24 protein-coding genes and 1 tRNA gene are annotated in these 22,138 nt (G+C 65.5%); 7 read left to right on the forward strand and 18 right to left on the reverse strand.

What is annotated here, in order from left to right:
• Nucleotides 1-9: 9 nt before the first annotated feature.
• The 10 genes from CRO01_RS10705 to pth2 form a co-directional block, all read right to left on the reverse strand.
• On the reverse strand, nt 10-249 hold the full coding sequence (locus CRO01_RS10705; RefSeq protein ID WP_097009110.1) for a DUF3194 domain-containing protein: 240 nt from the start codon (nt 247-249) through the stop codon (nt 10-12).
• Between the two features lie 7 nt (nt 250-256).
• On the reverse strand, nt 257-646 hold the full coding sequence (locus CRO01_RS10710; RefSeq protein WP_097009111.1) for a prefoldin subunit beta: 390 nt from the start codon (nt 644-646) through the stop codon (nt 257-259).
• A 223-nt stretch (nt 647-869) separates the two neighbouring features.
• Nucleotides 870-1,139 (reverse strand): KEOPS complex subunit Pcc1, encoded by a 270-nt coding sequence (locus CRO01_RS10715; protein WP_097009112.1) that lies wholly within the window; start codon nt 1,137-1,139, stop codon nt 870-872.
• Nucleotides 1,140-1,274: a DNA-directed RNA polymerase subunit P gene (locus tag CRO01_RS10720; protein WP_097009113.1), complete on the reverse strand. Its 135-nt coding sequence runs from the start codon at nt 1,272-1,274 to the stop codon at nt 1,140-1,142.
• Between the two features lie 2 nt (nt 1,275-1,276).
• The gene (locus CRO01_RS10725; protein ID WP_097009114.1) at nt 1,277-1,555 is read right to left on the reverse strand and encodes a 50S ribosomal protein L37ae; all 279 of its coding nucleotides are present in this window, start codon (nt 1,553-1,555) and stop codon (nt 1,277-1,279) included.
• A gap of 122 nt (nt 1,556-1,677) precedes the next feature.
• Nucleotides 1,678-1,911 carry a hypothetical protein gene (locus tag CRO01_RS10730; protein ID WP_097009115.1) on the reverse strand — a complete coding sequence of 78 codons (234 nt, stop codon included), beginning with the start codon at nt 1,909-1,911 and terminating at the stop codon, nt 1,678-1,680.
• A 544-nt stretch (nt 1,912-2,455) separates the two neighbouring features.
• The gene (locus tag CRO01_RS10735; RefSeq protein WP_097009116.1) at nt 2,456-3,688 is read right to left on the reverse strand and encodes an orc1/cdc6 family replication initiation protein; all 1,233 of its coding nucleotides are present in this window, start codon (nt 3,686-3,688) and stop codon (nt 2,456-2,458) included.
• Between the two features lie 763 nt (nt 3,689-4,451).
• On the reverse strand, nt 4,452-5,171 hold the full coding sequence (locus CRO01_RS10740) for a DUF2103 domain-containing protein (protein ID WP_097009117.1): 720 nt from the start codon (nt 5,169-5,171) through the stop codon (nt 4,452-4,454).
• Nucleotides 5,172-5,256: 85 nt separating this feature from the next.
• The gene (truD, locus tag CRO01_RS10745) at nt 5,257-6,618 is read right to left on the reverse strand and encodes a tRNA pseudouridine(13) synthase TruD (RefSeq protein WP_097009118.1); all 1,362 of its coding nucleotides are present in this window, start codon (nt 6,616-6,618) and stop codon (nt 5,257-5,259) included.
• A complete protein-coding gene (gene pth2, locus CRO01_RS10750) occupies nt 6,618-6,956 on the reverse strand; it encodes a peptidyl-tRNA hydrolase Pth2 (protein WP_097009119.1) in 339 nt (112 codons plus the stop codon). The genes truD and pth2 overlap by 1 nt, the downstream gene beginning before the upstream one ends.
• Nucleotides 6,957-7,276: 320 nt before the next feature.
• Between pth2 and dcd the strand changes: the two genes are divergently transcribed.
• Nucleotides 7,277-7,864 (forward strand): dCTP deaminase, encoded by a 588-nt coding sequence (gene dcd, locus CRO01_RS10755; RefSeq protein WP_097009120.1) that lies wholly within the window; start codon nt 7,277-7,279, stop codon nt 7,862-7,864.
• 71 nt (nt 7,865-7,935) lie between these two features.
• Here dcd and CRO01_RS10760 read toward each other — a convergent pair whose 3' ends face one another.
• Together CRO01_RS10760 and CRO01_RS10765 are read right to left on the reverse strand one after the other, a co-directional pair.
• Nucleotides 7,936-8,832, reverse strand: a complete 897-nt coding sequence (locus CRO01_RS10760) for an ABC transporter permease subunit (protein ID WP_097009121.1) — start codon at nt 8,830-8,832, stop codon at nt 7,936-7,938.
• Complete coding sequence (locus CRO01_RS10765; RefSeq protein ID WP_179747461.1) at nt 8,829-9,815, reverse strand: ABC transporter ATP-binding protein; 987 nt, start codon at nt 9,813-9,815, stop codon at nt 8,829-8,831. The genes CRO01_RS10760 and CRO01_RS10765 overlap by 4 nt, the downstream gene beginning before the upstream one ends.
• Before the next feature lie 139 nt (nt 9,816-9,954).
• On the opposite strand from CRO01_RS10765, the gene CRO01_RS10770 reads away from it, so the two are divergent.
• The 4 genes from CRO01_RS10770 (at nt 9,955) to CRO01_RS10785 (ending at nt 14,194) form a co-directional block, all read left to right on the forward strand.
• Nucleotides 9,955-10,851 (forward strand): thiamine-phosphate synthase family protein, encoded by an 897-nt coding sequence (locus CRO01_RS10770; RefSeq protein WP_097009122.1) that lies wholly within the window; start codon nt 9,955-9,957, stop codon nt 10,849-10,851.
• A 2-nt stretch (nt 10,852-10,853) separates the two neighbouring features.
• Complete coding sequence (locus tag CRO01_RS10775; RefSeq protein ID WP_097009123.1) at nt 10,854-11,594, forward strand: class I SAM-dependent methyltransferase; 741 nt, start codon at nt 10,854-10,856, stop codon at nt 11,592-11,594.
• 113 nt (nt 11,595-11,707) lie between these two features.
• Nucleotides 11,708-13,072 carry a hypothetical protein gene (locus CRO01_RS10780; RefSeq protein WP_097009124.1) on the forward strand — a complete coding sequence of 455 codons (1,365 nt, stop codon included), beginning with the start codon at nt 11,708-11,710 and terminating at the stop codon, nt 13,070-13,072.
• Between the two features lie 93 nt (nt 13,073-13,165).
• Nucleotides 13,166-14,194: an LLM class flavin-dependent oxidoreductase gene (locus CRO01_RS10785; protein WP_097009125.1), complete on the forward strand. Its 1,029-nt coding sequence runs from the start codon at nt 13,166-13,168 to the stop codon at nt 14,192-14,194.
• Nucleotides 14,195-14,278: 84 nt separating this feature from the next.
• Here the strand turns inward: CRO01_RS10785 and CRO01_RS10790 are convergent, their stop codons facing one another.
• From CRO01_RS10790 to CRO01_RS10805, 4 genes are all read right to left on the reverse strand, one after another.
• Nucleotides 14,279-15,202 (reverse strand): sulfide-dependent adenosine diphosphate thiazole synthase, encoded by a 924-nt coding sequence (locus tag CRO01_RS10790; RefSeq protein ID WP_097009126.1) that lies wholly within the window; start codon nt 15,200-15,202, stop codon nt 14,279-14,281.
• A gap of 193 nt (nt 15,203-15,395) precedes the next feature.
• The gene (locus CRO01_RS10795) at nt 15,396-15,971 is read right to left on the reverse strand and encodes a hypothetical protein (RefSeq protein ID WP_097009127.1); all 576 of its coding nucleotides are present in this window, start codon (nt 15,969-15,971) and stop codon (nt 15,396-15,398) included.
• A 102-nt stretch (nt 15,972-16,073) separates the two neighbouring features.
• Nucleotides 16,074-16,826 (reverse strand): 4-phosphopantoate--beta-alanine ligase, encoded by a 753-nt coding sequence (locus CRO01_RS10800; protein WP_097009128.1) that lies wholly within the window; start codon nt 16,824-16,826, stop codon nt 16,074-16,076.
• A gap of 141 nt (nt 16,827-16,967) precedes the next feature.
• Nucleotides 16,968-19,748, reverse strand: coding sequence for a DUF1508 domain-containing protein (locus CRO01_RS10805; RefSeq protein WP_179747462.1), 2,781 nt, complete (start codon nt 19,746-19,748; stop codon nt 16,968-16,970).
• 254 nt (nt 19,749-20,002) lie between these two features.
• Here CRO01_RS10805 and CRO01_RS10810 point away from each other — a divergent pair, with 254 nt between their 5' ends.
• A complete protein-coding gene (locus tag CRO01_RS10810; RefSeq protein WP_097009130.1) occupies nt 20,003-20,776 on the forward strand; it encodes a YihY/virulence factor BrkB family protein in 774 nt (257 codons plus the stop codon).
• A 256-nt stretch (nt 20,777-21,032) separates the two neighbouring features.
• Here CRO01_RS10810 and CRO01_RS10815 read toward each other — a convergent pair.
• A tRNA-Arg gene (locus tag CRO01_RS10815) sits at nt 21,033-21,105 on the reverse strand.
• A gap of 18 nt (nt 21,106-21,123) precedes the next feature.
• Nucleotides 21,124-21,420, reverse strand: a complete 297-nt coding sequence (locus CRO01_RS10820) for a twin-arginine translocase TatA/TatE family subunit (protein ID WP_097009131.1) — start codon at nt 21,418-21,420, stop codon at nt 21,124-21,126.
• A gap of 218 nt (nt 21,421-21,638) precedes the next feature.
• On the opposite strand from CRO01_RS10820, the gene CRO01_RS10825 reads away from it, so the two are divergent.
• Nucleotides 21,639-22,133, forward strand: a complete 495-nt coding sequence (locus tag CRO01_RS10825) for a redoxin domain-containing protein (RefSeq protein ID WP_097009132.1) — start codon at nt 21,639-21,641, stop codon at nt 22,131-22,133.
• Nucleotides 22,134-22,138: the final 5 nt, after the last annotated feature.

Below are 22,138 nucleotides of genomic sequence, written 5' to 3' on the forward strand. Positions count from 1 at the left end.
ACGGCGGCGTCACGCGTCGTCGAATAGCTCGTCGACGGCGGAGCGAGCGGCCAGCGCGGCGTCGTCGGCGATCCGGTCTTCGTCGGCGTCCGCGTCGGGCGCTTCGACGTACACGTCGACTTCGAGGATGCCGTCCTCGAACGTGACGCGGACATCGTAGTCGTCGACCGCGGATCGTTTCATGCGTGCAAAAATCACGCCTTCGGCCGCTTCCGCGGCCGCCTGAACGACTGCTTCGTCGGATGGCATCGGTCGCTTATGCGCCGCCGGGGCCCATGCCGCCCATCGGGCCGCCACCGCCGCCACCGCCGAGCATCTCCTGAAGCTCCTCCTGAAGCTCCTCGAACTGCTCCTGAACGCGCTCTTCCTGCTTGTCGAGCGTCTCGACGCGGATCTCGAGGTCGTTGACCGTCTCCTCGAGGTCGTCCTCGGCCTCGTCGTAGTCGGTCTCGACGAGCAGTTCGCCGACCTCGCGGTACATCACGGTGTCCTCGTCGATGTCCTCGAGCTCGTCGAGGGCCGTCTGGGACTCGCTGAGTTGTGTTTCGGCTTCTTCCTTCTGGACGGCGACTTCCTGAGCCGTCTCCTGAAGGTCCTGAAGCTGTTCGAGTTTCTCTTGTGCTTCCGGCGGCAGATTACCCTGCATACCTCTGAGGTAGTGGTCCGGACTGAAAAACCCCTGCATTATCGTCGACACAGTTCGGCAGGGCGCTCGTCGGCTATCAGTGCCCGGTCACGTCGCGATGCCGGGTGCTAGCCGCGATGCCGGGTGCTAGCCGCGATGCCGGGTGCTAGCCGCGATGCCGGGTGCTAGCATCCGGCAACGGTGCGACGCCGACGCTACGGCGTCGAACAGCAAAATGCAGATGTTAGGACGGCGAACGGGTACGGCCCACGTCGCACGTTTCCTCGGCGACGCCGACCAGTGATAGCCACGTGTTGGTCGCCGCACGGAGCGCAATCAGGTCGGCCGCCGCTACGTCGACGCGGACCGTTCGGCCGGTTCGTTCGAGAGCGACGCTGGAGCGGTCGTCGTCGATCTCGCCGATCTCTTGGCGGATGCTCCGCTCGACGATAGCAGCGGCCTCCGCAGAATCGTAGTCGAAATCGTACGTCGCCTGGTGGACGGGCGCGTCCATCTACTCGACGCCGACTTCCTTCACGTCGCGGCTCCGCTCTTTCAGGAGTACCCGGTGCCCGCAGTAGGGACAACGAACGCCGCCGTACTCGTCGAGTTCGACGTCGCGTTTACAGCGCGAGCACTTGTACGCCATCGTTACTCGTCCTCTGCGAGGGCGGCGCGAATCGATCGCTCGACGCTCTTTCCACCGGGCGTCTCCGGCCGGTAGGTGCCGCCGGCGAACTTGTGGTCACAGCGACGGCAGGCCCAGATGCCCGTGCCGGCGCGGTCGATAGTGTCGCCGCCACACTCCGGACAGGTGTGGTCGGCGTTCATGTCGTCTTCGATCTCCGAAATTCGCTTGCGGGCGACGCGGCCGTAGCGCGCGCCAAAGCGGCCCGCACTCCCGGTCCGTCCGTTCTTACCTTCGGCCATAGTACCGTGTGATAGCTCTACGGCACAGATAAACCCTTTGAGTCGTGGCGATCAGCGGAACTCGCGGTTGGCACGACGCACAAAGGCAAGGGATTCCGCGGCGACGAGACCTGTGGATATCGTCAGTCGTCGGTGGGTGTTCCCCAGACGTCGTCGGCGGTCGGAGGTGCGATAGTGAGTTCGTGTCCGACGAGTCCCGCAGCAGCCAACGCACCGAGGATAACTAGCGGCAACTGAGTGGTGGCGCCGCCGACGCCGACGAGCCGTTCGAGCACGGCGGCAAACTGCTCGATGACGAGTCCGCTCGCGGCGAGCACCGGCAACACCGCGAGCACGACATCGTATCTGGAGGCCATCTCTAATTACATGTAATTAGAGCCTCCCTTGTAAATGTGAGGAGTTTCGGGGGCACCATCCGTCGCCCGTGTTCACTGGACGTGCGTGTCACTTCACAGCAGTTTCCAGTCCCACCCCACCGTGTCGAGTGTTGTTCGTGTAGTTGCGTGGGGGCGTGATGGCGTACGTACGACCCTGTGTTTGGAGGGACACTCATTCCATTTAGAGGGACACCCACCCCACCGTGTCGCGTGTTCCGTCGAGAAGACGTGGGGGGTGGGGGCAGAGTTGACTCGGGCGACGTTCTGAGGAGAATATTATGAGACAGTAGACGAGAGACCCGCGACCGAGATTCGGTCCAAGGTACCCGAATATAGCAGTTTGTACCGTATTTGCAGTCTCTTTGTTTCGACGTAGAGGATCAGATAGCACCACCCCGTCACGAGCTCCGTTCCGATGCCGCGTCGTCGCGCGTTACAGTGTCTCCCACCCCACCATGTCGAGTGTTCTCGCGGAGAGGTACTGTGACATCGAAAATCGATCCACTCGTCGAAAACCGACCGGCTAGTGTGCCGTGAGATCGGTCTGTTCCGCCTGCCGCACGACGTTCGGAGGAAGGTCGACCGTTTCCAAGTCGTCGACCACGTCCGTGACCATCTCGACAGCGACATCGAGGTCGTACACGTAGTACTTCCCCCCGGCTCGTCCCTCGTTACGGGTGTTCCGGTGAAGGATACCCTGCATCGCTAAATCGGAGAGATGGTCGTGCATTCGGCGACGAACGAGTGGGTTGGTTCCAACGTACTCGGCTGCCGACCGATAACGTGGGTAGATCTCGCGCACGCGGGCGGGCGTCTCTTCTTCGAGCGCAAGGCTCAGGACGGCGACCAATGAGAGATGCCCATGCTGGGTCAGCTCGACCATACCCTGCTTGATCCGTCCGCGTTCGAGCGCACGCTGTGCGTCCCGGACGTGCTTTTCGGTGACCTGTGTAACGTCCTGCGAACGCGCGAGGTCGCCCGCTTTGTACAGTAGGTCGAGCGCCTGTCGCGCGCTGCCAGTGTCCTGTGCCGCGAGTGCGGCACACAGCGGTAGGACGCCCTCTGCGAGAACGTCTTCGTGTAATGCCTTGGCGGCCCGCTGGTCGAGAATGGACTCCAGTTCGCTGGCGACGTACGGCGAGAAGTGAATCTCTTCCTCACACAGCGCGTCCTTGACCTTCGGTGAAAGGCCACTTCGGAAGCTGAAGTCGTTGCTGATGCCGATAATGCCGGGCTTGCCGGCTGAGAGGTACCCGTTGGCACGTGCCCGTGGCAGCTCGTACAGTAGGTCGTCGTCGTCGCCGATGTGGTCGATCTCGTCGAGGACGATCAGCACCGTTCCGCCCAGCCGTTCGAGCTCGTCGTAGAGCATGTCGAAAATCTTCTGCTGGGGATAGCCCGTGGTGCTGATCTGCTCGCCGGGCGGTCGGAGTTCGTTCACCAGATTCGCGGCCACCTGATACGAACTCGTCAGGTTGTTGCAGTTCAACCAGACGATCGATAGATCGACATCGTCGTACTCTTCGACGTCCCGACGGAGATGATCGAGGAGAAAGCGCGTAGCGACCGTCTTCCCGACTCCAGTCTTCCCATAAAGGAAGATATTCCGCGGTTGGGCGCCGTTGACGACGGGCTGGAGCGCAGTCTTGTACGCGTCGAGCTCCTCGTCGCGCTCTTGGATCGAATCGGGCTGGTAGTCCTCGCGCAGGACATCCTCGTCACGAAATATTGTCGTGTCCCGATCGAACAGCGGCATTGGTCGTTATCTAGAACACGTCCTACATAAAACCGGCGTGTCGAGTGCGTCGCGTGATGTAAAATTTTAAATACCCCGACTCCCCCTCATGTCGAGTGTTCGGCGAGCAGTACAGGGTGAGCTTGGAAGACGAGCGGTCGGTTACTGCGTCGGGATGGGTTCCGGGGACGATCAACTCTAGCGATGATCGGTCAGTGACGCCCCCACCGCGTCGTGTGTTCCTCGACATCTCCATGTTCCCCGACATCTCCGTTCGTTCGGTACCACCTCGCAGTGAGAGTCGTACCGAGCACGAAACTGGGCCGACTGATCTGGATCGACGGATCCGACCTCGGGTATCGTCGCGCCCGTAGCTGGTGGAGCGTAGCCGGTGGAATGTCCGATTAGCTTCTAGCAGTTACGTCGGTTAAGTAACGTTCGGTTTTACTCAACTCCACTTTTGACCCCCTCCCTCGGGAATCTCCGGAACACGCGACATGGTGGGGTGGGAGACTATTCGTGTTTGCTCACTACCACTCTGCTCCACTCATCTGCTCCACTCATCTGCTCCACTCATGAACTCTGTGTCTTTCACCCGGGTGCCCCCAATCTCCGTTACACTCGACACAGTGGGGTGGGACCGTCGGTTCAACCAGCCATCGGTGCGGTGGAGCCGTGGTTCGACAGTTCCCCTCGGCTACAGAAACACTCGACAGTGTGGTGTGGAGATTGTCCGCAGGCGCCCGTTCGTAACTCCGGAGAACGTTCCGGCGAACTGTTCGCCTTAGTAGAGTTCGGCGTCGTCGAGCGCCTCGTTGAGGTCCTCGCGCACTCGTTGGCCGCCGTCGACGTCACGGGCGGTCGTCACGATGCGGTTTTCCTGCACGCTCGACCCATCTCGTAGGAGCAATCGGACGTTACCGTTGCCGTCTGCACGCGTGACTTTCGCGCGCAGTCCCGACTGGGATCCCGTCCCTCCGGCGTCGATCGGTCCCGGGATCACCTTCTTGACGTGTGGGTGCTCCGCGACGGTTTGGATCGCCTTCCGGCCGTCCCGCTCGCCGATCAGCGTGGTGTGAGATCCGCCGAGCTTCTCCATGGGCGGCAGGTCGACGACTTCGAGCGCGCGCTCGCCCCGGCGCTCGATCACCGTCTCGACCGGGTCGTCGCCGGCGACGCGGTAGAACTCGTGGTGCAACTGGCTCCTAATCGCGCGCAAGACCTCGCGGTCGCCGGTCGCGTACACTTCGTCGGGACGCTTTCGCAGAATCTCGTCGGCGATCTTGCCCGCGTAGTTCCGCAACTCGATCACGGCAGACTCGCCCTCCTCTTCGGGCATCGTCGTCACCGTCGTCTCCCCCACCACATCGTCGCCATCGAGCATCGTCACCGTCGATCGGTCCCGGTCCAGATCGAGCACGACCGTGTCGGCGTTGCCGGTGTTACAGACCAGACAGTAGTCTCCCGGCCGTTCGAGCGAACTCGCGCAACGCCCACACTCCATATCCCGAGAGTGGGCACCCAATCGGTAAAACAGCGTGCTTTCTCCGCGCCGAACCACTCGCAAAGACATCCGGGCGATCGCTCGTTCAGCCCATCTCCAACGGACCCGCCTTCAGAAACTCCCGGAGCACGACCGTCGCGTAGGACCCTTTCGGCAGCGCGAAGCCGACGCTCACGTCGTCGCCCTCGACCGCGGCGTCGAGCTCGGTCCGGACGAGGACCGCTCGGCGGGTCCCAGTCGAATCGAACTCGCCGGGCAGGTCGAAGTCCGCCGGTTCGAGATCGAGATCGGCCAGCACGTCGCGCTCGATCTCGCCCTGCTCGCCCTCGGCCAGTTCCGTCTCGGTCCCGACCAGCGGCGCCGTCACGAACGCGCGGCCGCGCTCGCAGTGGCGCGCCATCGTTTCGACGCGCTCGTCGGTCACGCGCTGGAGCCGATCGGTGTCTGGAACCACCAGTTCGCCCGGGGCCGATCGGTCCGAGAAACACGCCACGTCGCCCTCGATCGGGCGATCGAACGGCAGCCCCCGTGCCAGCCGTTCCGAGAGAATTCTGTTGAACGCGTACGACTGGGCGGCGTGGACGAACAACCGCTGGAGGTTACTCGGCACTGTCTCTAGGGCCTCACGGAAATCGGCCGGCTCCGTTCCCCCGCTCTCGACGAGCGAGTGCAGCATCGAGCGCTCGTAGCGCAGTCGCTGTGGGAACTCCTCCAGCACTCGCTGCCAGTCGCGGTCGCCCGACGCCGCGTCGTCGGCGAGCGCCCGCGCCTCCTGTGTCCCCTCCGGCTCGGATTCCGACGGATTACCGACGTACGCGAGCACCGCCTCCTCCCACTCCTCGCGGACGACGTGGAGGCCGACCTCGTGGGTGACCGGCCGCTGGCTGCCAAAGCGCTGCTGGCCGAAGTAGTTCGGGACGCCGATCTGCGCCCCGTTCGAACTGCCACCGTTCCCGACGAACTCTCGCAATTCCCTGACGACGGCGTCGGCCCGCTCCGGACTGTCGGCGTCGCTCACGACGATCTCGAACTCGTTGCCGACGAGGTCGCCGAACTCGATGCTTCTACCCGACCGACCGAGCACTTCGATGTCGGCGCCCCGAATCTCGGGCACGTCGTCGGGATCGATATCCCGGACGCTGAACAGTTGCGTCGTCACGGCGTGCTTGTCCTTCGTGCCGGCCCACGAGACGCGCTCGCGACTGACCCCTAGCCCGTCCGAGAGCCGCGCTGCGAAGTCGTTGGTATCCCAGCCGTGCAGCGTCGCCCGGAGGACGACGTGGGGGTAGCCTCCGACAGCGGCGTCGACCGGCTCGGTCTCGAAGCGCTCGATCTCGCGCACCCGGAAGTCCTCGTCGGACGCGCGCAGGCGGCCGCCGGTGCCGTCGGCGTCGCTGACGTACCACTCCATCCCTACCGCCTGTTCGATCGGGTGTGCCTCGCGCATCAGTACAGCGAGAGGTCGCCGGTCACTTCGTCGACCAGTTCGTCCTTGGCCGGGCCGATCGCCAGCGCCGTCACCGTCCCCGGATCGAGTTGGGTGTGGCCCGCGTCGCGGATGATGGCGTTTGGAACACCCTTGCGCTCGGCCACGTCAGCCAACTCAAACAGCGCCTGCTCGCCCGCTTCCTTCAGCACCACCTTCTTTTGTCCCTCGCCTTTCCACTCCCGCCGATCCCGGTCGCCCGTGTCTTCGTAGGCCGACAGCGACGCGTGTGCCACCTGCGCCGCGAGTTTGCCCTTCCCCATGTCGATGTCCGTCCGCGCGACGATCGCCTGTTTCATGCTCCAGACTCCCGCCCCGATCCCTATATGATTGCTCATCGCGCCCGCGGGTGCGCGAGCGATGCCTCGTCCCGGTGGTAGCCGACGCTACGTTGCCCTGGCGGTGGCCGACGCTACGTTGCCTTGGCAGTGGCCGACGCTACGTTAGCGCGGACGCCGCGGCGTCGTCGGCGCCGCGACGCCGAAGACCGATCTCGACAGCCGAGCGTCTCGGCACCGAACCCCACCTCGACAGCCGAGTACTTCGACGCCGTGGGTCGTGAGGCATCTCGACGCCGCGAGTCGGGAGAATTTTAGCCCCCGGCGCGCTCCTACCCGGTATGATCCTCTCGGACGCCGACATCCTGCGACGGCTCGAAGCGGGCGATCTGGTGATCGACCCGCTCGACGACCCGGACATCCAGATCCAGCCCGCAAGCGTCGACCTGCGCCTCGGACGCGAGTTTCTGGAGTTCCAGCGCACGAACATCCCCTGTATCCACCCCAACAGCAGTCAGGAGGTCGACGAGTACGTCTCCGAGACGGTCGTCGACGAGGACGACGAGTTCATCCTCCATCCCGGCGACTTCGTGCTCGGGACGACCAAAGAGCGCGTCGAGATCCCAGACGACCTGATCGCCCACGTCGAGGGACGCTCCTCGCTGGGCCGGTTGGCGATCGTCGTCCACGCCACGGCGGGGCTGTGCGACCCCGGATACAAGGGCCAGATCACGCTCGAACTCTCGAATCTGGGCGCCGCACCCGTTGCGCTCGCCCCGGGAATGCGGATCTCTCAGCTCACGTTCACCGAACTCTCGACGCCCGCAGACCGGCCCTACGGCGCCGAGCGCGGCTCGAAGTATCAGGAACAGTCCGGCCCGCAGGCGTCGAAGATCGGCGGCGATCGGGAGTTCGGCGGGGACCAATAAGGCGGGTGGGGACCAGCAGGGCGTGTCGCCGCGCAACCGCCGCATCTCAGCCCCGCAGCCAGCCTAGCCGTTCAGTTCAGGTCGGCACGCTCGAACCGCCAGTAGCCGACAGCTGCTGGAACAACGACCCACGCCAGCAGGATCACGGCGCCGAACCACTCGGTCAGGTAGAACGGCAGTTCACCGGCGACGCGGTTCGACACCAGCAGACTCTCCTGAGCAAGCTGTTCTTGGGGTATGTCCTCGACGATGTTCGTCCAGCCGATCAGGGGCCACTGGTACTGTTCGGTCAGCATGCTGATCGACTGGCGGTACGCCGTCATCGGGTCCAGCCGCAACAGCAGGAAGTACCAACTCGGCGCGTCGAGCCCTGCGAGTTCGCCTTCGACTAGGTAGTGGACGCCGGCGACGAAGGGATGCCACAGCAGCGAGAAGCCGACGTAGCTCCCGATCGCGCCGCCCATCGCCTGCATCCGGGTGTCGGTCATCGACGAGATTCCAACTGCCAGCGCGGTGAAGGCCATCGCCAAGAGTACGGTCAGGACGAGAAACGGCCCGAACGTCTCGACCGGTACCGACCCGACGAGCCCGAGGATCATGACGCCAGCGACGGCGAGGGTGACGAGCGAGACGAGCACCATCACCGCGACTCTGCTGACGTACTTGCCGGCCACGACGTCTTTCCTGTTGTGTCCGAGGCCAAAGAGCACGCGCAGGCTGCCGGATTGGCGCTCGCCGACGACTGCCATGTAGCCCACGACCAGCGCCGTGACCGGGATCAGCAGGTTGCCGGCCAGCGAGACGAACAGGCCGATCACGTCGACTGCACTCGGATCGCCCGAGCCGCCGGCGGTCGTGCCGACGCCGACGATCCCCATCAGCAGGACGAACACGCCGACGATCGACCAGATCATCTTCGAGCGGATCGTATCCTCGAAGTCCTTTCGTGCGACGAGTTGCCAGCTCATTCGCCCGCACCTCCGACGTTCGCGGCTGCTTGCGGCGGGGTTTCGCTCCCTGCCGCGGTATCGCTGTCCGGAACTGCAGCGGCGTCCGTTCCAGTATAGGCCTCGAACAGGTCTTCGAGGGTCGCCTCCTCGGTCGAGAAGTCGAGCACCTCGATGCCGGCGTCGACGAGCCGGTGGATCGCGGCCGCCTTCGCGCTGGCGTCGGTGTACGAGACGACGAGGGAGCCGTCTGCGCGGTCGACGCCGGTGACGCCGTCGACGCCCGAGAGGTCGACCGTCGGGTCGCCGCCGACTTCGAGCACCAACCGCGACCCGATGCCGGCGGCCTCGCGGAGCCCCTGAATCGTGTCGACGGTGACGAGTTCGCCCTCGTCGAGGATGCCGACGCGGTCACAGACAGCCGACACCTGCCCGAGAATGTGGCTGGAAAAAAACACCGTCGTCCCCGACGCTGCCTCCTCGCGGACGAGTTCTTGCATCTCGCGGATGCCGATCGGATCGAGGCCGCTGGAGGGCTCGTCGAGTACGAGCAGATCGGGGTCCCCGGCAAGCGCCATCGCCATCGTGATCCGCTGGGTCATCCCCTTCGAGTAGTCGCCGACGGGACGCTCGGCGTCCTCGCGGTCCAGACCGACCCGATCGAGTAGCTCGTCGGGCGTCTCGGTGCCGCCGCTTGACTCGATCGCAAATTCGAGGTGTCGATACCCGGTCGAGCGGTCGTACAGCCCCGCGCCGTCGGGCAGGATACCGACCCGATCGCGTACCGCGTCGGTCTCCGTCTGGGCGTCGTAGCCAAGCACCGTCGCGCTGCCCGTCGTCGGGCGAATGAAATCGAGCAACATGTCGATGGTGGTCGTCTTTCCGGCGCCGTTGGGCCCGAGAAAGCCGAACACTTCGCCTTCCTCGACGATGAGGTCGATCCCGTCGACCGCGACGACGTCGCCGTACTGCTTCGTGAGATTGGTAGTGTCGATCGCTGCCATCACGATTCGACAGACAAGGGCCGTCACATTAATGCCCGAACGACAGTTTCAGACTCTGAAACTGTGCTCCGTTTCGGATCCGGAATCCGTCGACGGAGCCGCAGAGTTATTTCGGGCGAGCGCCAACGGTCAGTAGAGAATGCGATTTATCGAGGAGATCGTCGTCGACGAGTTTCTGCCCACCTTCCGGTCGATGCTCGCCGAGGAACTCCGGGAGCGGGGCCTGACACAGAACGAAGTGGCCGACGTACTGGGGATCAGCCAGAGCGCCGTCTCGAAGTACGTCCACGGCGACGTGAGCCGGAACGAGCGACTGCTCACCGACGAGCGCGTCGTCGAGTTGGTCGAGGAGATCGCCGACGGGCTGGCCTCGGGCGATATGCGGCCCGTGCAGGGACTCGTCGAAGCCGAGGTGCTGGTTCGGCGCCTCGAAGACGGCGACGTGCTCGCCAAGCTCCACGAGGACGCCGTCCCCGAACTGGCCGACCACGAAGCGACAATCAGCGTCCACGATCCGGACAACGAACTCCGGTCGGCCGAGCGCGTCCTCACGGCGCTCCGACGTGGGCTTCGCAAGATCGAGACGACCAGCGGCTTCGCCGGACTCATTCCCAACGTCGGGTCGAACCTTGTTGCTTGCTTGCCCGGCGCCGCCGGCGTCGACGACGTGGCCGGCGTCCCCGGCCGAATCTTCGATGTCAAGGGCCGGGCGACGATCCCCGGCGACCCCGAGTTCGGCGTCAGCGAGCACGTCGCCTCGGTGCTGCTGGCCGCCCGGAACGGGGGGAGCGACGCCCGCGCGGCGGTCAACCTGCGCTACGATCCCGAGATCGTCGAAGCGCTCGCTGCGGCGGGCTACGACGCCGTCGAGTTCGACGCCGACGCCGAGGTCGATGACGCCGTCGGGGACGCTGTCGACGCGACGCCCGAACCGACCGTGCTCTACCAAACGGGTGGCTTCGGCGTCGAACCGATCGTCTACGTGCTCGGCGAGGACGTGGAGGCGGTCGTCGAAGCGATCAGAACGCTAGTCTGACAATGCCCCCATCCAACGGCGGCAGCGGCGCCGCTCAGTCGTTTTACGGCCGATGGGCCGCGCTGTACGACGCCCTCGCTCGGTACACTCCCGGAATCGGGTCGCTCCGCGAGCGGGCGGCCGCGGCGCTGGAACTCGACCGGGGCGACACCGTCGTCGAGATGGGTTGTGGAACGGGCGCGAACCTGCCGTATCTCCGCGAGCAAGTCGGCGCCGAAGGAACCGTCGTCGGAATCGACTTCACGCGTCCTGTCCTCGATCGGGCGCGCAAGTCCGTCGCCGAGTACGACAACGTCCACGTCGTCCGCGGGGACGCGACCCAACCGCCGATCGACGCCGCTGATTCCGCGTCGGACCTCCAAGCGGCCGACGCCGCCGATCCCTCGCCGAACCTCCAAGCGATCGACGGCGTTCTGGCGACGTTCGTCGTCGGCATGCTCGACGACCCCGCCGCCGCGGTCGATGACTGGTGCAACTTGGTCGGTCCCGGCGGGAACGTCGTGCTCGTCGACGCGGCCAGCAGCGACCACCGATCCGCGCCAATCGTCAACGCCGCGTTTCGCGCCCTCGTCGTCCTCTCGACGCCGCCGACGACGCGGCTTCGCTACGACCGGGACCCGCAAGCGACGCTCGATCAGCGTGTCGAGGCTGCCCGCGACGCGCTACGAGAGCGTTCGGGCGCGACGGCCCACGAGACGCACGCACTCGGCGTCGTCAGGCTGACCGGCGGTCGGATTGATTAAGACTCTACAGACAATCGGATCGACCGATCCGTCACAGCTGACTGATCCTTCGGTTGTCGGTGGCAGTTGGACCGATGACCAGCTTTATTCCACCACCGTCCTTGCTGTACGACATGACTGATCGACGACTACTCGCCGTGGTTGCGGTCCTCTCGCTCGTGCTCGCGGGCTGTTCCGCGCCGGCCGCCCCTGTCGGACAGTCGGACGTAGCCGGCACCGCCTCGTCCGACGCCGACGTGTCGGCTGGCTCGGACGCACAGGACGAGAGCGCCGACTCGGACGCCAGCGGCTCTGATGGATCCGATTCGGACGCAAGCGGCTCTGACGCTGCCGAGTCCGACCCCGACCCCGACACCGCAGAGCGCTCGCTCTCGTTCGATCCCGATCCCGTCTGGGAGCGCGTCACGACGCTGATGGCGTCCGACGCCGAACAGCCGCCCCTGACCGTCGGCGTTCCCGGTGCCACCGCTGGACAGGCGTTCGCTCCCGACCGATCGACGTTCAAGCAGGCGCTGAACGCGTCGGCGGCCGCGAGCGCCTCGGACGCAAGCGGCCCCCGCGGCGTCACGACGCCCTTCGGCGTCTACGTCGAACCCGGCGGCGGTCCGCCGGTCGTCGTCGAGCAGGTGCTCGCCCACGAGTACGCACACGCGGTCCAGTACGCCGACTCGATGTTCGCCCCGTGGCTCACCGAGCCGGTGCGCTCGACCGACCAGCAGATGACCCAGACGGCCCTGATCGAGGGCGGGGCGACCTACGTCGGCGACGTGTACACCGAACGCTACCTCTCTGACGTGCCCCTGCAGTCCGAGCAGATGCGCCGGAGCTACGAGCGCGCCGCGGCCGGCGATCGGTTCTTCGTGGCGCCGTACTACTTCGGCGCCGAGTACGTCGACCGGCGACTCGACTCACCGGCCGACCTGCAGTCGGTCTACGACAACCCGGCGTACAACACGGCCGAGTTGCTCCACGGCGAGGGCGCGGGCGAGCAACTGCCGATGTCGATCGCGGTCGACACGAGCGACGGCGACTGGACTGCGACGAGTCGGGACAAGAAAGGCGAACTCTACACTCGCATCGCGCTCCGCGCGACGCTGGACGGCGACGCCGCGGCGACTGCGGCGGCCGGCTGGGGCAACGACTCGGCGATCTCGTTCGACCACGACGGCGGCGACCCGGACGCCTTCGTCTGGGCGCTCCGGTGGGACACCGCGACCGACGCCGACGAGTTCGTCGCGGCCTTCGAGCGAAGTCTCGACCGGCGGACCGACGACTGGGCCGACCGCACGCGCGTCGAGTACCTGAGCGACCGGACCGTCACGGTCGTGATGGGTCCCGACGCCTTCCGCGAAGGGACCACGATCACTGGCACTGCGGGCGATCTCAGTATCGACGTCGACGCGGCGGCCGACAGCGGCTGGTTCCAGCGCGACGCCGCTTCCACTCTCTCCTCTGCTGCCCCGCCCGCGGCGTCCTGACGCCGCTGTGGCCGCGGCTGTGCCCGGTCTGTCGGCGGTGGCCAGAGCTTCCCGTAGCCCAACCGTTATTTCTCCCAGCACCCCACCGACGGTATGGACCTTTCTGTCGTCGACCTCTCTCCGGTCCCCGACGGCGGCACCGCGACCGAGGCGTACCAGAACACCGTCGAAGCCGCCCAGCAGGCCGAGCGACTCGGCTACACGCGATTCTGGGTCGCCGAGCATCACGGGATGGCCAGCCGGCTCGCCGGCACGACGCCCGAAGTGCTGCTCGGTAACCTCGCGGCCGAGACCGACGAAATTCGACTGGGATCTGGTGCCGTGCTGCTCAACCACTACAGCCCGTTCAAGGTCGCAGAGCAGTTCGGCGCGCTGGACGGTCTCGCGCCGGGACGCATCGACGCCGGACTCGGGCGAGCGAACGGCTCGCCGGCCTCGGACCGCGCGCTGGGAACCGAGCGCCACGTCGAGAATCCCGACGAGGATCACGCCGAGAAGGTCGAATCGGTCATCAATCATCTGTACGACGATTTCCCCGAGGAACACCCCTACAGCGACCTGTCGGTCCCCCGTTCCGGCGCCGAGCCGCCCGAGCCGTGGGTGCTCGGATCGAGCACGTCGAGCGCGGCCATCGCGGGCGAACTCGGGCTGCCGTTCTGTTTCGCGGCGTTCATCCGTCCGCAGTTCGCCACCCACGCCTTCGAGGAGTACCGCGACCGGTTCCAGTCGTCGGAGCTGGCTGGCGGCGTCGACGAGCCGGCTGGCATGGTCGCGGTGAATGCAGTTGCCGCCGAGACCGATGAGGAAGCCGCCCGGCGCCGGGCGGTCGCCGAAGCGTCGTTCAAGCGCATGCAACGCGGCGTCGTCGGCTCGACGCCGACCGTCGAGGAGGCGATCGACGAACTCGGCGGCGTCCCCGAGCCGACGCCCGCGACGCTCGACGACGACGAGTGGCCGCGCGCGATCTCGGGCAGCCCGGAGACGCTGGCCGGCCTCCTCGACCAACTCGCAGACCGCGTCGGCGTCGACGAAGTGATGATCCAGCACGTCCTCGCCGACCACGAGGACGCGCTGCGCTCGCACGAACTCATCGCCGAGGGCGTCGGCGTCGATCCGCGGTGAAAAACGGGGGCTACGGGACCTGAGAACGGGGCTACGGGACCTGAAACGCAGGACGACGCGTGGAGGCCGAACGCGTCTTCCGGTTCAGTCGTCGGCAGGCGTCGCCTTGCTCGCCGTTTCGTCGACCGGGTCGGCGTCGACGCCGAGTTCGTCCAGTGCGACCTGTGCGGCGCGCTTGCCCGAGACGAGCATGGCGCCGAAGGTCGGGCCCATGCGCGGGAGACCGTAGGTCGTCGCGGTCGCCATCCCGGTGACGACGAGGCCCTCATGGGCGAGGCCGGTGTGCTCGACGACGGCGTCCTCGGACTCGCCGACCCACATCGAGTCGTGGCCGGGCGAGTCGTGGCCGGGCGCGCCGTAGGTGTCGTCGTCGGTGCTGTCCATGCCGCTCGCTTCTTCCTCGAAGCCCGGCGCGTCGAGCACGCCCCGCTCGTCGAGTTTCTTGACGGCCATCCCGTCGTGGCCCGTCGCGTCGATGACGAGGTCGGCCTCGACGGCGATCGGGTCGACGCAGGTGATCTCGCGGGGCAGCGCGTGGACCGGCGTCCAGTTCATGACGATGCCGCCGACGCGGTGGTCCTCGCGGATCACGATGTCGGTGAACTCCGTCATGTTCTGCATCTTCGCACCGGCGTCGCAGGCGGCCTTGATAAGCCCGGAACAGGCCTCGGGACCGTTGGCGACGTAGAGGCCGTCGCTTTCCTCGGACTGCTTGTAGTCGACGGCGAGCTCGTCGAGCACCTGCTGGGCCGGATCGCGGACGGTGACCTTGTTCATCAGGAAGCCGCCGAGCCAGAAGCCGCCGCCGAGGTAGTTGTTCTTCTCGACGACCATCGTCTGGACGCCGCGCTCGGAGAGTTCCTTCGCGGCCATCAGACCGGAGGGGCCGCCACCGACGATGATGACTTCCGTTTCCGAGAAGTCCATGAACTCCTCGGACCACTCTTGGCCGATCGCACGGGTGACTTCCGCCTCGCCGACATCGCTGAACTGATCGAATTCGCTCATACCACCTAGTGATATTACAAAGTAATTAAAATCCTTTCCGGTATCGGCCACGCCGCGACGCGATCGTCGATGCGCAGCAGCGCCGGCGGTGTCGCTACGGTTCGATTCACAGCGAGTCGGACACCGCCGCCTCTCGGAGAACGGTCCCGGACGGCAGCATTATCAGGAAGGGCTTCGAGCCAGCGGCGTTCGATCACTCGGCAGTCCGAACGGCGACGGCACCGCCGATCGCTCCCAGCACGATCGGCACGACGATGCCGGCCATCACGATCGCGCGGATGAGCGGGACTTCCAGACTGATCGTCTGAGACTGACCAACCGTGCCAGCGGGCGCTCTCTGATACTTGAAAAAGGTCGTCCCGATGGCGACGAGCGGGAGGTATCCGATGACGAGCGTTGCACCCGACAGCGCGCCTTCTCTTGGCGTCCGAATGTCCTCTCCCGATCCGAGATAGTACCCCGTCGCTCCCAGAATCGCAACCACCAGAAGCACGTAGAGGATGCCGAAATCCGCGACATCGAGCGCGAAGTTCACCGTCGATCCGTCGCCGAACTGCGCCGGGACGAAGTGACCGCCGTAGAATGCGAACCCGATCTTGCTCGCAAACGGAATGCCGGTCGGAGTGAGTACGAACTCGAACAGCGGCTTCAGCCCGAAGACCGCGATGAAGGTGAACGTGCCGGCCAACCCCGCGGCGTATGCCAGCGCCCCGTTGACGGCACCGGAAAGAATCGGAAGCCCCGCAGTCTTCCTTTTTCGAAAGTCCATAGTACAAAACTATCGGCAAGATGTAGTTGCTTAATAGTTTCCATCTCTACATGAAATGCGATATCTGCGGGCGTCCGACCGCAACAACTGGTCCTATCGCTCTCAGTCCAGATCGCCGTCGCGGATGGCGTCTTCGGCGGCGGCCAGCGCGGCGTCGGCGTCGAACTCGTCGACGATCTCCCGGAGCGTCGCCTCGTCCGCGTCTGCGAGTTCGCGTGCGTGCTCGGTGATGCCCGGCACCGCGCGAACGGCGTTGTCGACGACCGGGATCGTCGCCACCTGCGCCGACCGGGAGAGGGGGTTGAGGTCGATCACGATCTCGGTCTTGTCCATCTCGCCGAGCGCTTCGGCGCGGTCGCCGTCCTCTAAGGGAACGAGCACAGTATCGGCTTCGTAGATGCCGTCGCGGTCGACCTTCGCGCGTTCGTGGCTCAGTCCCGGAATCTGGGCGTCTGCAGCCAGCCCCTTCACCTCCTCGGCGCCATGCTCGCGTAGGTGGTCGGCGATCGCCTGCATTCGCTCTGCCGTTCGGTTGAACAGGTTCACCTCCAGATCGGCGCCGGTGGCCTCGGCCAGCGTGACCAACTCGCCGGGGACCAGCGCGGCGACGTTGCCGTTGACGGACAACACGGGGTGCTCGGCCGCGAGCAGAGCCGCCGCCGCGGCGCGCTCGGCGTCGTCCGCGCTCGGGATCGTCCGCTCGCCGAGCAGGTAATCGAACGCCTCGCCCCGGCCCTGCGCGATCAGGCCCTGTTGGCTCGTGATTCCCATCTCGACGCCGTCCTCGATCCGGTGGCGGGTGACCAGCGAGTCGTGTCGGGGATGATCCTCGGGAATCTCGGCATCGTCGGTCATTAGCTACGCCTGCGCGAGCGTCGGTCAAAATAGCGTCGCCTCGCAGCGGTCGTCGGCAGTCGGCGACCGACGTTTCCGCGGTCCGTTCCGGGCGTCGACGACCGTCGCTTCCGCGTGGTCTGCTCCGGTCGGTCGCGCCGGTCAGCCCGCGACCGAGAGCGCACCCTCGGGGGCGTGCTCTTTGAGCGTGTTCATCCGCTCGCGGGCGTCGGAACGCGTCGGGTACGTCTCGGCGCTCTCTGCGAGCGCGTCGCCGTGCTCGTCGACGAGCCGCCAGATCCAGCCGCCGTCGCGCTGGTGGACCTCGAACGTCGGATCGTCGATCTCTAGGACGCTCGCGGTACCCAGCATCTCCCGAATCTGGTCGATCGCGTCGACGGCACCGCCGCGGTCCTCGTAGCCAGTCGAGCCACCTGCGACGACCGTCTCGTCGGCGTCGAGCAGCTGCCAGTACCACTGGCCGTCCTCTCGGACGAGTTCGAATCCGGCGGTCTCGAAGTCGAGTTCGCCGGCCTCCGGTGCCAGCGAGCGCACCTCGTCGATCACCGACGCCGCCCGCGCCCGAACGTCGTAGCTGTCGGCGCTCCGGGCGTAGACGGTCCGGTCGCGGTCGATCAGCTCCCAGCGCCAGCCGTCGGCCATGTCGCTGAGCCGTATCGCGGCCTCGTCGATGGCGAAGATCGTCGCGTCGCCGCCCTCCGAGCGTAGCTGTTCGATCGCCTGCCGCGCTGCTTCGGCGTCTTCGTACTGCTCGCGTCCCTCGACGAGCGTCTCGCGGTGCCGGTCGATCAGATCCCACCGTCGTCCACGATCAGGGTCGACCTCAAACGCCACGTCTTCGATGACGTCGATGTCCGCGCTGTCGGCGGTCGGACGCACCTCGTCGACGCTCGTGGACGCCTCGTCGCGGGTTGCGTGTCCGTCGGGTGCGACTGCCAGCACGTCGTTGGTCTCGTGGATGCACCGCCAGCGCCAATCGTCGGCGTCGTCGGTGTAGAGCTGGAACGCGGCCCCCTCGACCGATCGGATGTCGGCGTCGGGCGAGTGATCGACGAGGAAGTCCATCGCCTCGCGCGCGCCCTGTTTGGTCGCGTGACGGTCGGCGCCGTCGGCGACGAGTCGGCCGCCCTCGTCGATGAGTCGCCAGCCCCAGTCGCCGCCGTCGTCCTCGAACAGCTCGAACGCCGCGGTCTCGATCTCCAGCAGATCAGCGTCGGGCGCTTTCTCCTTGAGCGTCGCCATCGCGCTTCCGGCGTCGTCCTTCGAGTCGTAGGCCTCGCCGCTGTCAGCGAGGACGGCGCCGCCCTCGTCGATCAAGCGCCAGCGCCAGTCGCCGGCGACGGTCTGGTACTGCTGGAACGCCGCGGTCTCGAACTCCAGCAGGTCGGCTTCTTGGGCTTGCTCGCGGACGCGCTCGATCGCCTCGCTGGCGTCCTCGGGTGTCTCGTACCCGCCAGTCCGGTCTGCGATGACGCGGCGGTCCTCGGTCACGAAGCGCCAGTGCCAGCCGTCCGATCCGGGGTAGATCTCGTAGTCGGCGTCGTCGACCTCGAACGTCTCGGCATCCTCGGCAGTTGCAGCCATCCGCCGTGCATCGGTCTGGACCGCCGACCGATCAGTTGCTTCGGGATTGCTCTCGGCGACGACGCCGTCGTCGGTATCGAGCAGTCGCCAGCGCCAGCCGCCGTCGTCCTCGTAGACTTCGTATCCTGCCCGTCCGCGCTCGACGACGGTCGCGTCGGCGACGTGACCGAGCACGTCGTCGGCATCGGCTTCGGCCTGTCGGCGCGACTCGAACGTCGGCTCGCTCACGGCGATTTCGTCGTCGTCCGCATCGAGCAGTCGCCAGCGCCAGCCGTCGCCGTCCTCGTACAGTTCGACGCCGAAGGGATCGACAGCGAGCACGCGCGCGTCGCCGATCCGATCGACGACGTCGTCGACGGCGTCGTCCGCGCTCGGCTCGTCGTCGTACGTCTCGGGGCCCTTCGCGATGACCGATCGGTCCTCGTCGAGCAGTCGCCAGTACCAGTTGTCTCCCTCGCGATAGACGTCGAACGCGGCGCCGTCGATGTCGAGCACCGGCGCCGCCGGTCCTTGGTCCTTCGTGAAACTCACCGAGTCCTCGGTGGCATCTCGGGAGTCGTAGCGCTGGCCGCTCTCGGCGGCGACGCTGCCGTCGTCGCGTAGCAGCACCCACCGCCAGACGCCCTGCTCGTCCTCGTACAGTCGGAACGCTGCGGTCGTGATCTCAAGCAGGCGCGCGTTGCTCACTTTGGACTTGAGATCTGCCACGGCGTCTTTCGCCGCCGTTCGGCTGTTCGCAGCCTCGACGCTGGCCGCGATGGCACTCTGTTGGACCGCGCGCCACGTCCACTCCTCGCCCGGCCGGCGGAACACGCTAAACAGCGTCCCGTGGTTCTTCTGCCCGACCAGCACCGGGGGGTGGGCGTCGAGCCCGCGGACCTCGTCTTCGACGAGCATCCCCTCTTTCCCGGTGAGAAACGGCACCAGCACGACGACGCCAGCGATGACGGCCAAGCCGACAGCGTACACCGCTACGACCGGTATCGTGTAGTCCTGCCCGTACCCCGCCCAGTTGTCGGGGTACGCGATGTTGAACCCAAGGATGCCGATTCCCGTGACGGCGAGGCCGCCGAGTGTCGCGTTGATCGCTCGTTCTCGAACCGGCAGCAGCAAGACGATCCCGACGATTGCGATCGGCAGTCCCGCGCCCGCGAGCGTGTACGCGAGTCGTGCCGTGACCGACACTTCGATCCCGTCGGTCGCACTCGAGGGGATCATCGTCACGAACAGCAACACCCCCGCGAATCCGATCACGCAGCCGACGAGAAACAGCCAGTACCCATACACCTGCTTGTTCGATTTTGGCTCCCCGATATACTGCTCGTACAGTGAGAACATCAGCCCACTGCCCGCGTTAGCTCGTGACATCGTTGTCGGCGGATACCACACAACTATGTATAATAAGAATTGGTGGTGAATGTAATCATCTACACATGATGAAATAAATATCATTTCCCGAAGTGCGTCACTCAAACTTACGGCCAGCGATCGCGTCTCGTCCACGTCCCTTCTCGCCGCTGACGCGTGACCCGACACTCTCCAGTGCGTTGGCTCGATGAAACGTTTGTGTCCGGGGACGTTCTACCGATCCTATGGACGTCGCTTCGACGGCACGTGCCGTGGCCGACCGCGCGCGCGATCGACAGATCACGTTTCTGGCGGCCAGCATCGCCTACTACGTGTTCTTCTCTATTCTCCCGCTGCTGTTGCTGGTTCTCGCCATCGGATCGCTCGTCGGCGGTGAGTCCTTTGCCGATCAGATCGTCTCGGCGATCAGCGGCAGTCTCTCATCGGAGGGCGAAACAGTTGTCTCTGGCGCACTCTCGGACCCGCAAGGACGAGCGAGCGCGTCCTTCATCGGGACCGTCGCGCTGCTCTGGAGCTCGCTCAAAATGTTTCGAGCGCTCGATATCGCCTTCGACGAGGTGTATCGTCCGGACGCCGAAACATCGCTGCTCGATCAGATCAGAGATGGCCTCCTCGCGCTCGCGTTGATCGGCCTCGCAATCGTCTTCATGATCGGACTCGGCGCCGTGATCGGTCTCGCCGAGGCGTTCGGCGTCCCCTTCCTGAACGTCGTCGGCTGGCTTGCACTCGTCGCCGGGCTGCTCGTCGTCTTTCTGCCGCTGTACTACGTAATGCCGCCGGTCGAGATGACTGCCGGTGAGGCGCTCCCCGGAGCGGTGTTCGCTGCCGGCGGCTGGCTCGCCCTGCAAGTCGGCTTCCAGATATACGCGTCGCAGGCGGGCAACTACGATGCCTACGGCGTCCTCGGCGCTATCTTGCTCTTTTTGACTTGGTTGTACTTCGCGGGCGTAATCGTGCTGCTCGGTGCTACCGTCAACGCCGTTCTCGGGGGATACTGAGACTGCACGAACGTGGTGGGACTTCGGCTGGCGGTGCAAGTGACGGGATTCGAACTCGGTGCAAGACTCGCGCTGCTCGTCTTGCGTAGACCGAATTCCCGGGTTCGTTCGCTCGTCGCGTCCGCTCCTCGCAGAACGGGCGTGACGGGATTCGAACCACGGTCGTTCCCGTTCGCTCGCTACGCTCGCTCACCTCTCACTCCCTGCTTCGAATCCCTCGGCCCGTGTTCACTGCTCGCTGTCGCTCGCAGGAAAACGGGCGTGACGGGATTCGAACCCGCGGTCGAAAGGTTAGGAACCTTTCGCCCTATCCGCTAGGCCACACGCCCAATTGACGCAGAAAAACTTCAGTTGTTGGAGCTCTCGGTTTCGGCGTCCTCACTCGCAACGTGGTCGGTCTCGACGAACTCGTCGTCGTCCGCGGGCTCGGGCGTGCTGTCCGTCTCGCCGGGTCCATCGCGCATTTCCTGTAGCTCCTGCTCGACTTCTTCACGTCCTTTCTGGAACTCGCCCATCGCCTCGCCGGTCGACCGGGCGAGCTTGGGGATCTTGTTTGCGCCAAACAGGAGGACGGCCAGGAGCAACACGACGAGCATCTCCGGACCGCCGGGAATGGCGAACAGCGGTGTGATTTCAGGTGCCATCTCTACCTGTTGCTTGCTCTCTCGCAATTATAGGCTTTTTGCTCCCTCCGGTCGTCTTCGGGGCTCGGTTCAGAACCCACACCGTGGCGCCCTCATGCGTTCGAAAATCCAATGGAGCGTCGCGTTCCATCGGCGGCGGGATCCCGTCCGGTGATCCGCCGACACGGACGATCACAAACGTAACTAACATGGGTCTATCGGGCTAACAACTTCCCGTAATGGTCGACACAGGCGACTCCGCTCCGGACTTCACTGCACCGCTTGCCAACGGCGACATCGAATCCCTGACGCTCTCGGACGAACTCGGCGATGCGCCGATCGTGCTGGCGTTCTTCCCCGGCGCGTTTACCGGCGTCTGCACCGACGAGATGTGTACGTTCCAAGACCGACTCTCGGGCTTCGAGGACATCGGTGCGACGGTTTACGGCATCAGCCGCGATACGCCCTTCTCGCTCAACGAGTTCCGCGATCAGAACGATCTGAGCTTCGGGCTGATCAGCGACCTCAATAAGGAGATCATCGACGCGTACGACATCGAGATGGACTTCGACGATCTCGGCGTCTACGGCGTCGCCAAGCGCTCGGTGTTCGTCGTCGACGCCGACGGCGAAATCACGTACTCGTGGGTCAGCGACGACCCCGGCGTCGAACCGGACTACGAGGAAGTCCGCGAGGCCGCGGCCGCCGCCGCCACCGTCGAAGCCGCAGACTAAACTCG

The sequence above is a fragment of the Natronoarchaeum philippinense genome (genome assembly GCF_900215575.1).
In the GTDB taxonomy this organism is placed as follows: Archaea; Halobacteriota; Halobacteria; order Halobacteriales; family Natronoarchaeaceae; genus Natronoarchaeum; species Natronoarchaeum philippinense.

Bases quoted from the DNA above. Each gene is read 5' to 3' on its own strand.
- CRO01_RS10725 (WP_097009114.1), bottom strand. From the start codon at position 1,555: ATGGCCGAAGGTAAGAACGGACGGACCGGGAGTGCGGGCCGCTTTGGC.
- CRO01_RS10825 (WP_097009132.1), top strand. From the start codon at position 21,639: ATGGTCGACACAGGCGACTCCGCTCCGGACTTCACTGCACCGCTTGCC.
- CRO01_RS10790 (WP_097009126.1), bottom strand. From the start codon at position 15,202: ATGAGCGAATTCGATCAGTTCAGCGATGTCGGCGAGGCGGAAGTCACC.
- CRO01_RS10740 (WP_097009117.1), bottom strand. From the start codon at position 5,171: ATGGAGTGTGGGCGTTGCGCGAGTTCGCTCGAACGGCCGGGAGACTAC.
- CRO01_RS10795 (WP_097009127.1), bottom strand. From the start codon at position 15,971: ATGGACTTTCGAAAAAGGAAGACTGCGGGGCTTCCGATTCTTTCCGGT.
- dcd (WP_097009120.1), top strand. From the start codon at position 7,277: ATGATCCTCTCGGACGCCGACATCCTGCGACGGCTCGAAGCGGGCGAT.
- CRO01_RS10715 (WP_097009112.1), bottom strand. From the start codon at position 1,139: ATGGACGCGCCCGTCCACCAGGCGACGTACGATTTCGACTACGATTCT.
- CRO01_RS10820 (WP_097009131.1), bottom strand. From the start codon at position 21,420: ATGGCACCTGAAATCACACCGCTGTTCGCCATTCCCGGCGGTCCGGAG.
- CRO01_RS10780 (WP_097009124.1), top strand. From the start codon at position 11,708: ATGACTGATCGACGACTACTCGCCGTGGTTGCGGTCCTCTCGCTCGTG.
- CRO01_RS10705 (WP_097009110.1), bottom strand. From the start codon at position 249: ATGCCATCCGACGAAGCAGTCGTTCAGGCGGCCGCGGAAGCGGCCGAA.
- CRO01_RS10730 (WP_097009115.1), bottom strand. From the start codon at position 1,911: ATGGCCTCCAGATACGATGTCGTGCTCGCGGTGTTGCCGGTGCTCGCC.
- CRO01_RS10765 (WP_179747461.1), bottom strand. From the start codon at position 9,815: ATGGCAGCGATCGACACTACCAATCTCACGAAGCAGTACGGCGACGTC.
- CRO01_RS10775 (WP_097009123.1), top strand. From the start codon at position 10,854: ATGCCCCCATCCAACGGCGGCAGCGGCGCCGCTCAGTCGTTTTACGGC.
- CRO01_RS10760 (WP_097009121.1), bottom strand. From the start codon at position 8,832: ATGAGCTGGCAACTCGTCGCACGAAAGGACTTCGAGGATACGATCCGC.
- CRO01_RS10785 (WP_097009125.1), top strand. From the start codon at position 13,166: ATGGACCTTTCTGTCGTCGACCTCTCTCCGGTCCCCGACGGCGGCACC.
- CRO01_RS10810 (WP_097009130.1), top strand. From the start codon at position 20,003: ATGGACGTCGCTTCGACGGCACGTGCCGTGGCCGACCGCGCGCGCGAT.
- CRO01_RS10805 (WP_179747462.1), bottom strand. From the start codon at position 19,748: ATGTTCTCACTGTACGAGCAGTATATCGGGGAGCCAAAATCGAACAAG.
- CRO01_RS10720 (WP_097009113.1), bottom strand. From the start codon at position 1,274: ATGGCGTACAAGTGCTCGCGCTGTAAACGCGACGTCGAACTCGACGAG.
- CRO01_RS10800 (WP_097009128.1), bottom strand. From the start codon at position 16,826: ATGACCGACGATGCCGAGATTCCCGAGGATCATCCCCGACACGACTCG.
- truD (WP_097009118.1), bottom strand. From the start codon at position 6,618: ATGCGCGAGGCACACCCGATCGAACAGGCGGTAGGGATGGAGTGGTAC.
- CRO01_RS10770 (WP_097009122.1), top strand. From the start codon at position 9,955: ATGCGATTTATCGAGGAGATCGTCGTCGACGAGTTTCTGCCCACCTTC.
- CRO01_RS10710 (WP_097009111.1), bottom strand. From the start codon at position 646: ATGCAGGGTAATCTGCCGCCGGAAGCACAAGAGAAACTCGAACAGCTT.
- CRO01_RS10735 (WP_097009116.1), bottom strand. From the start codon at position 3,688: ATGCCGCTGTTCGATCGGGACACGACAATATTTCGTGACGAGGATGTC.
- pth2 (WP_097009119.1), bottom strand. From the start codon at position 6,956: ATGAAACAGGCGATCGTCGCGCGGACGGACATCGACATGGGGAAGGGC.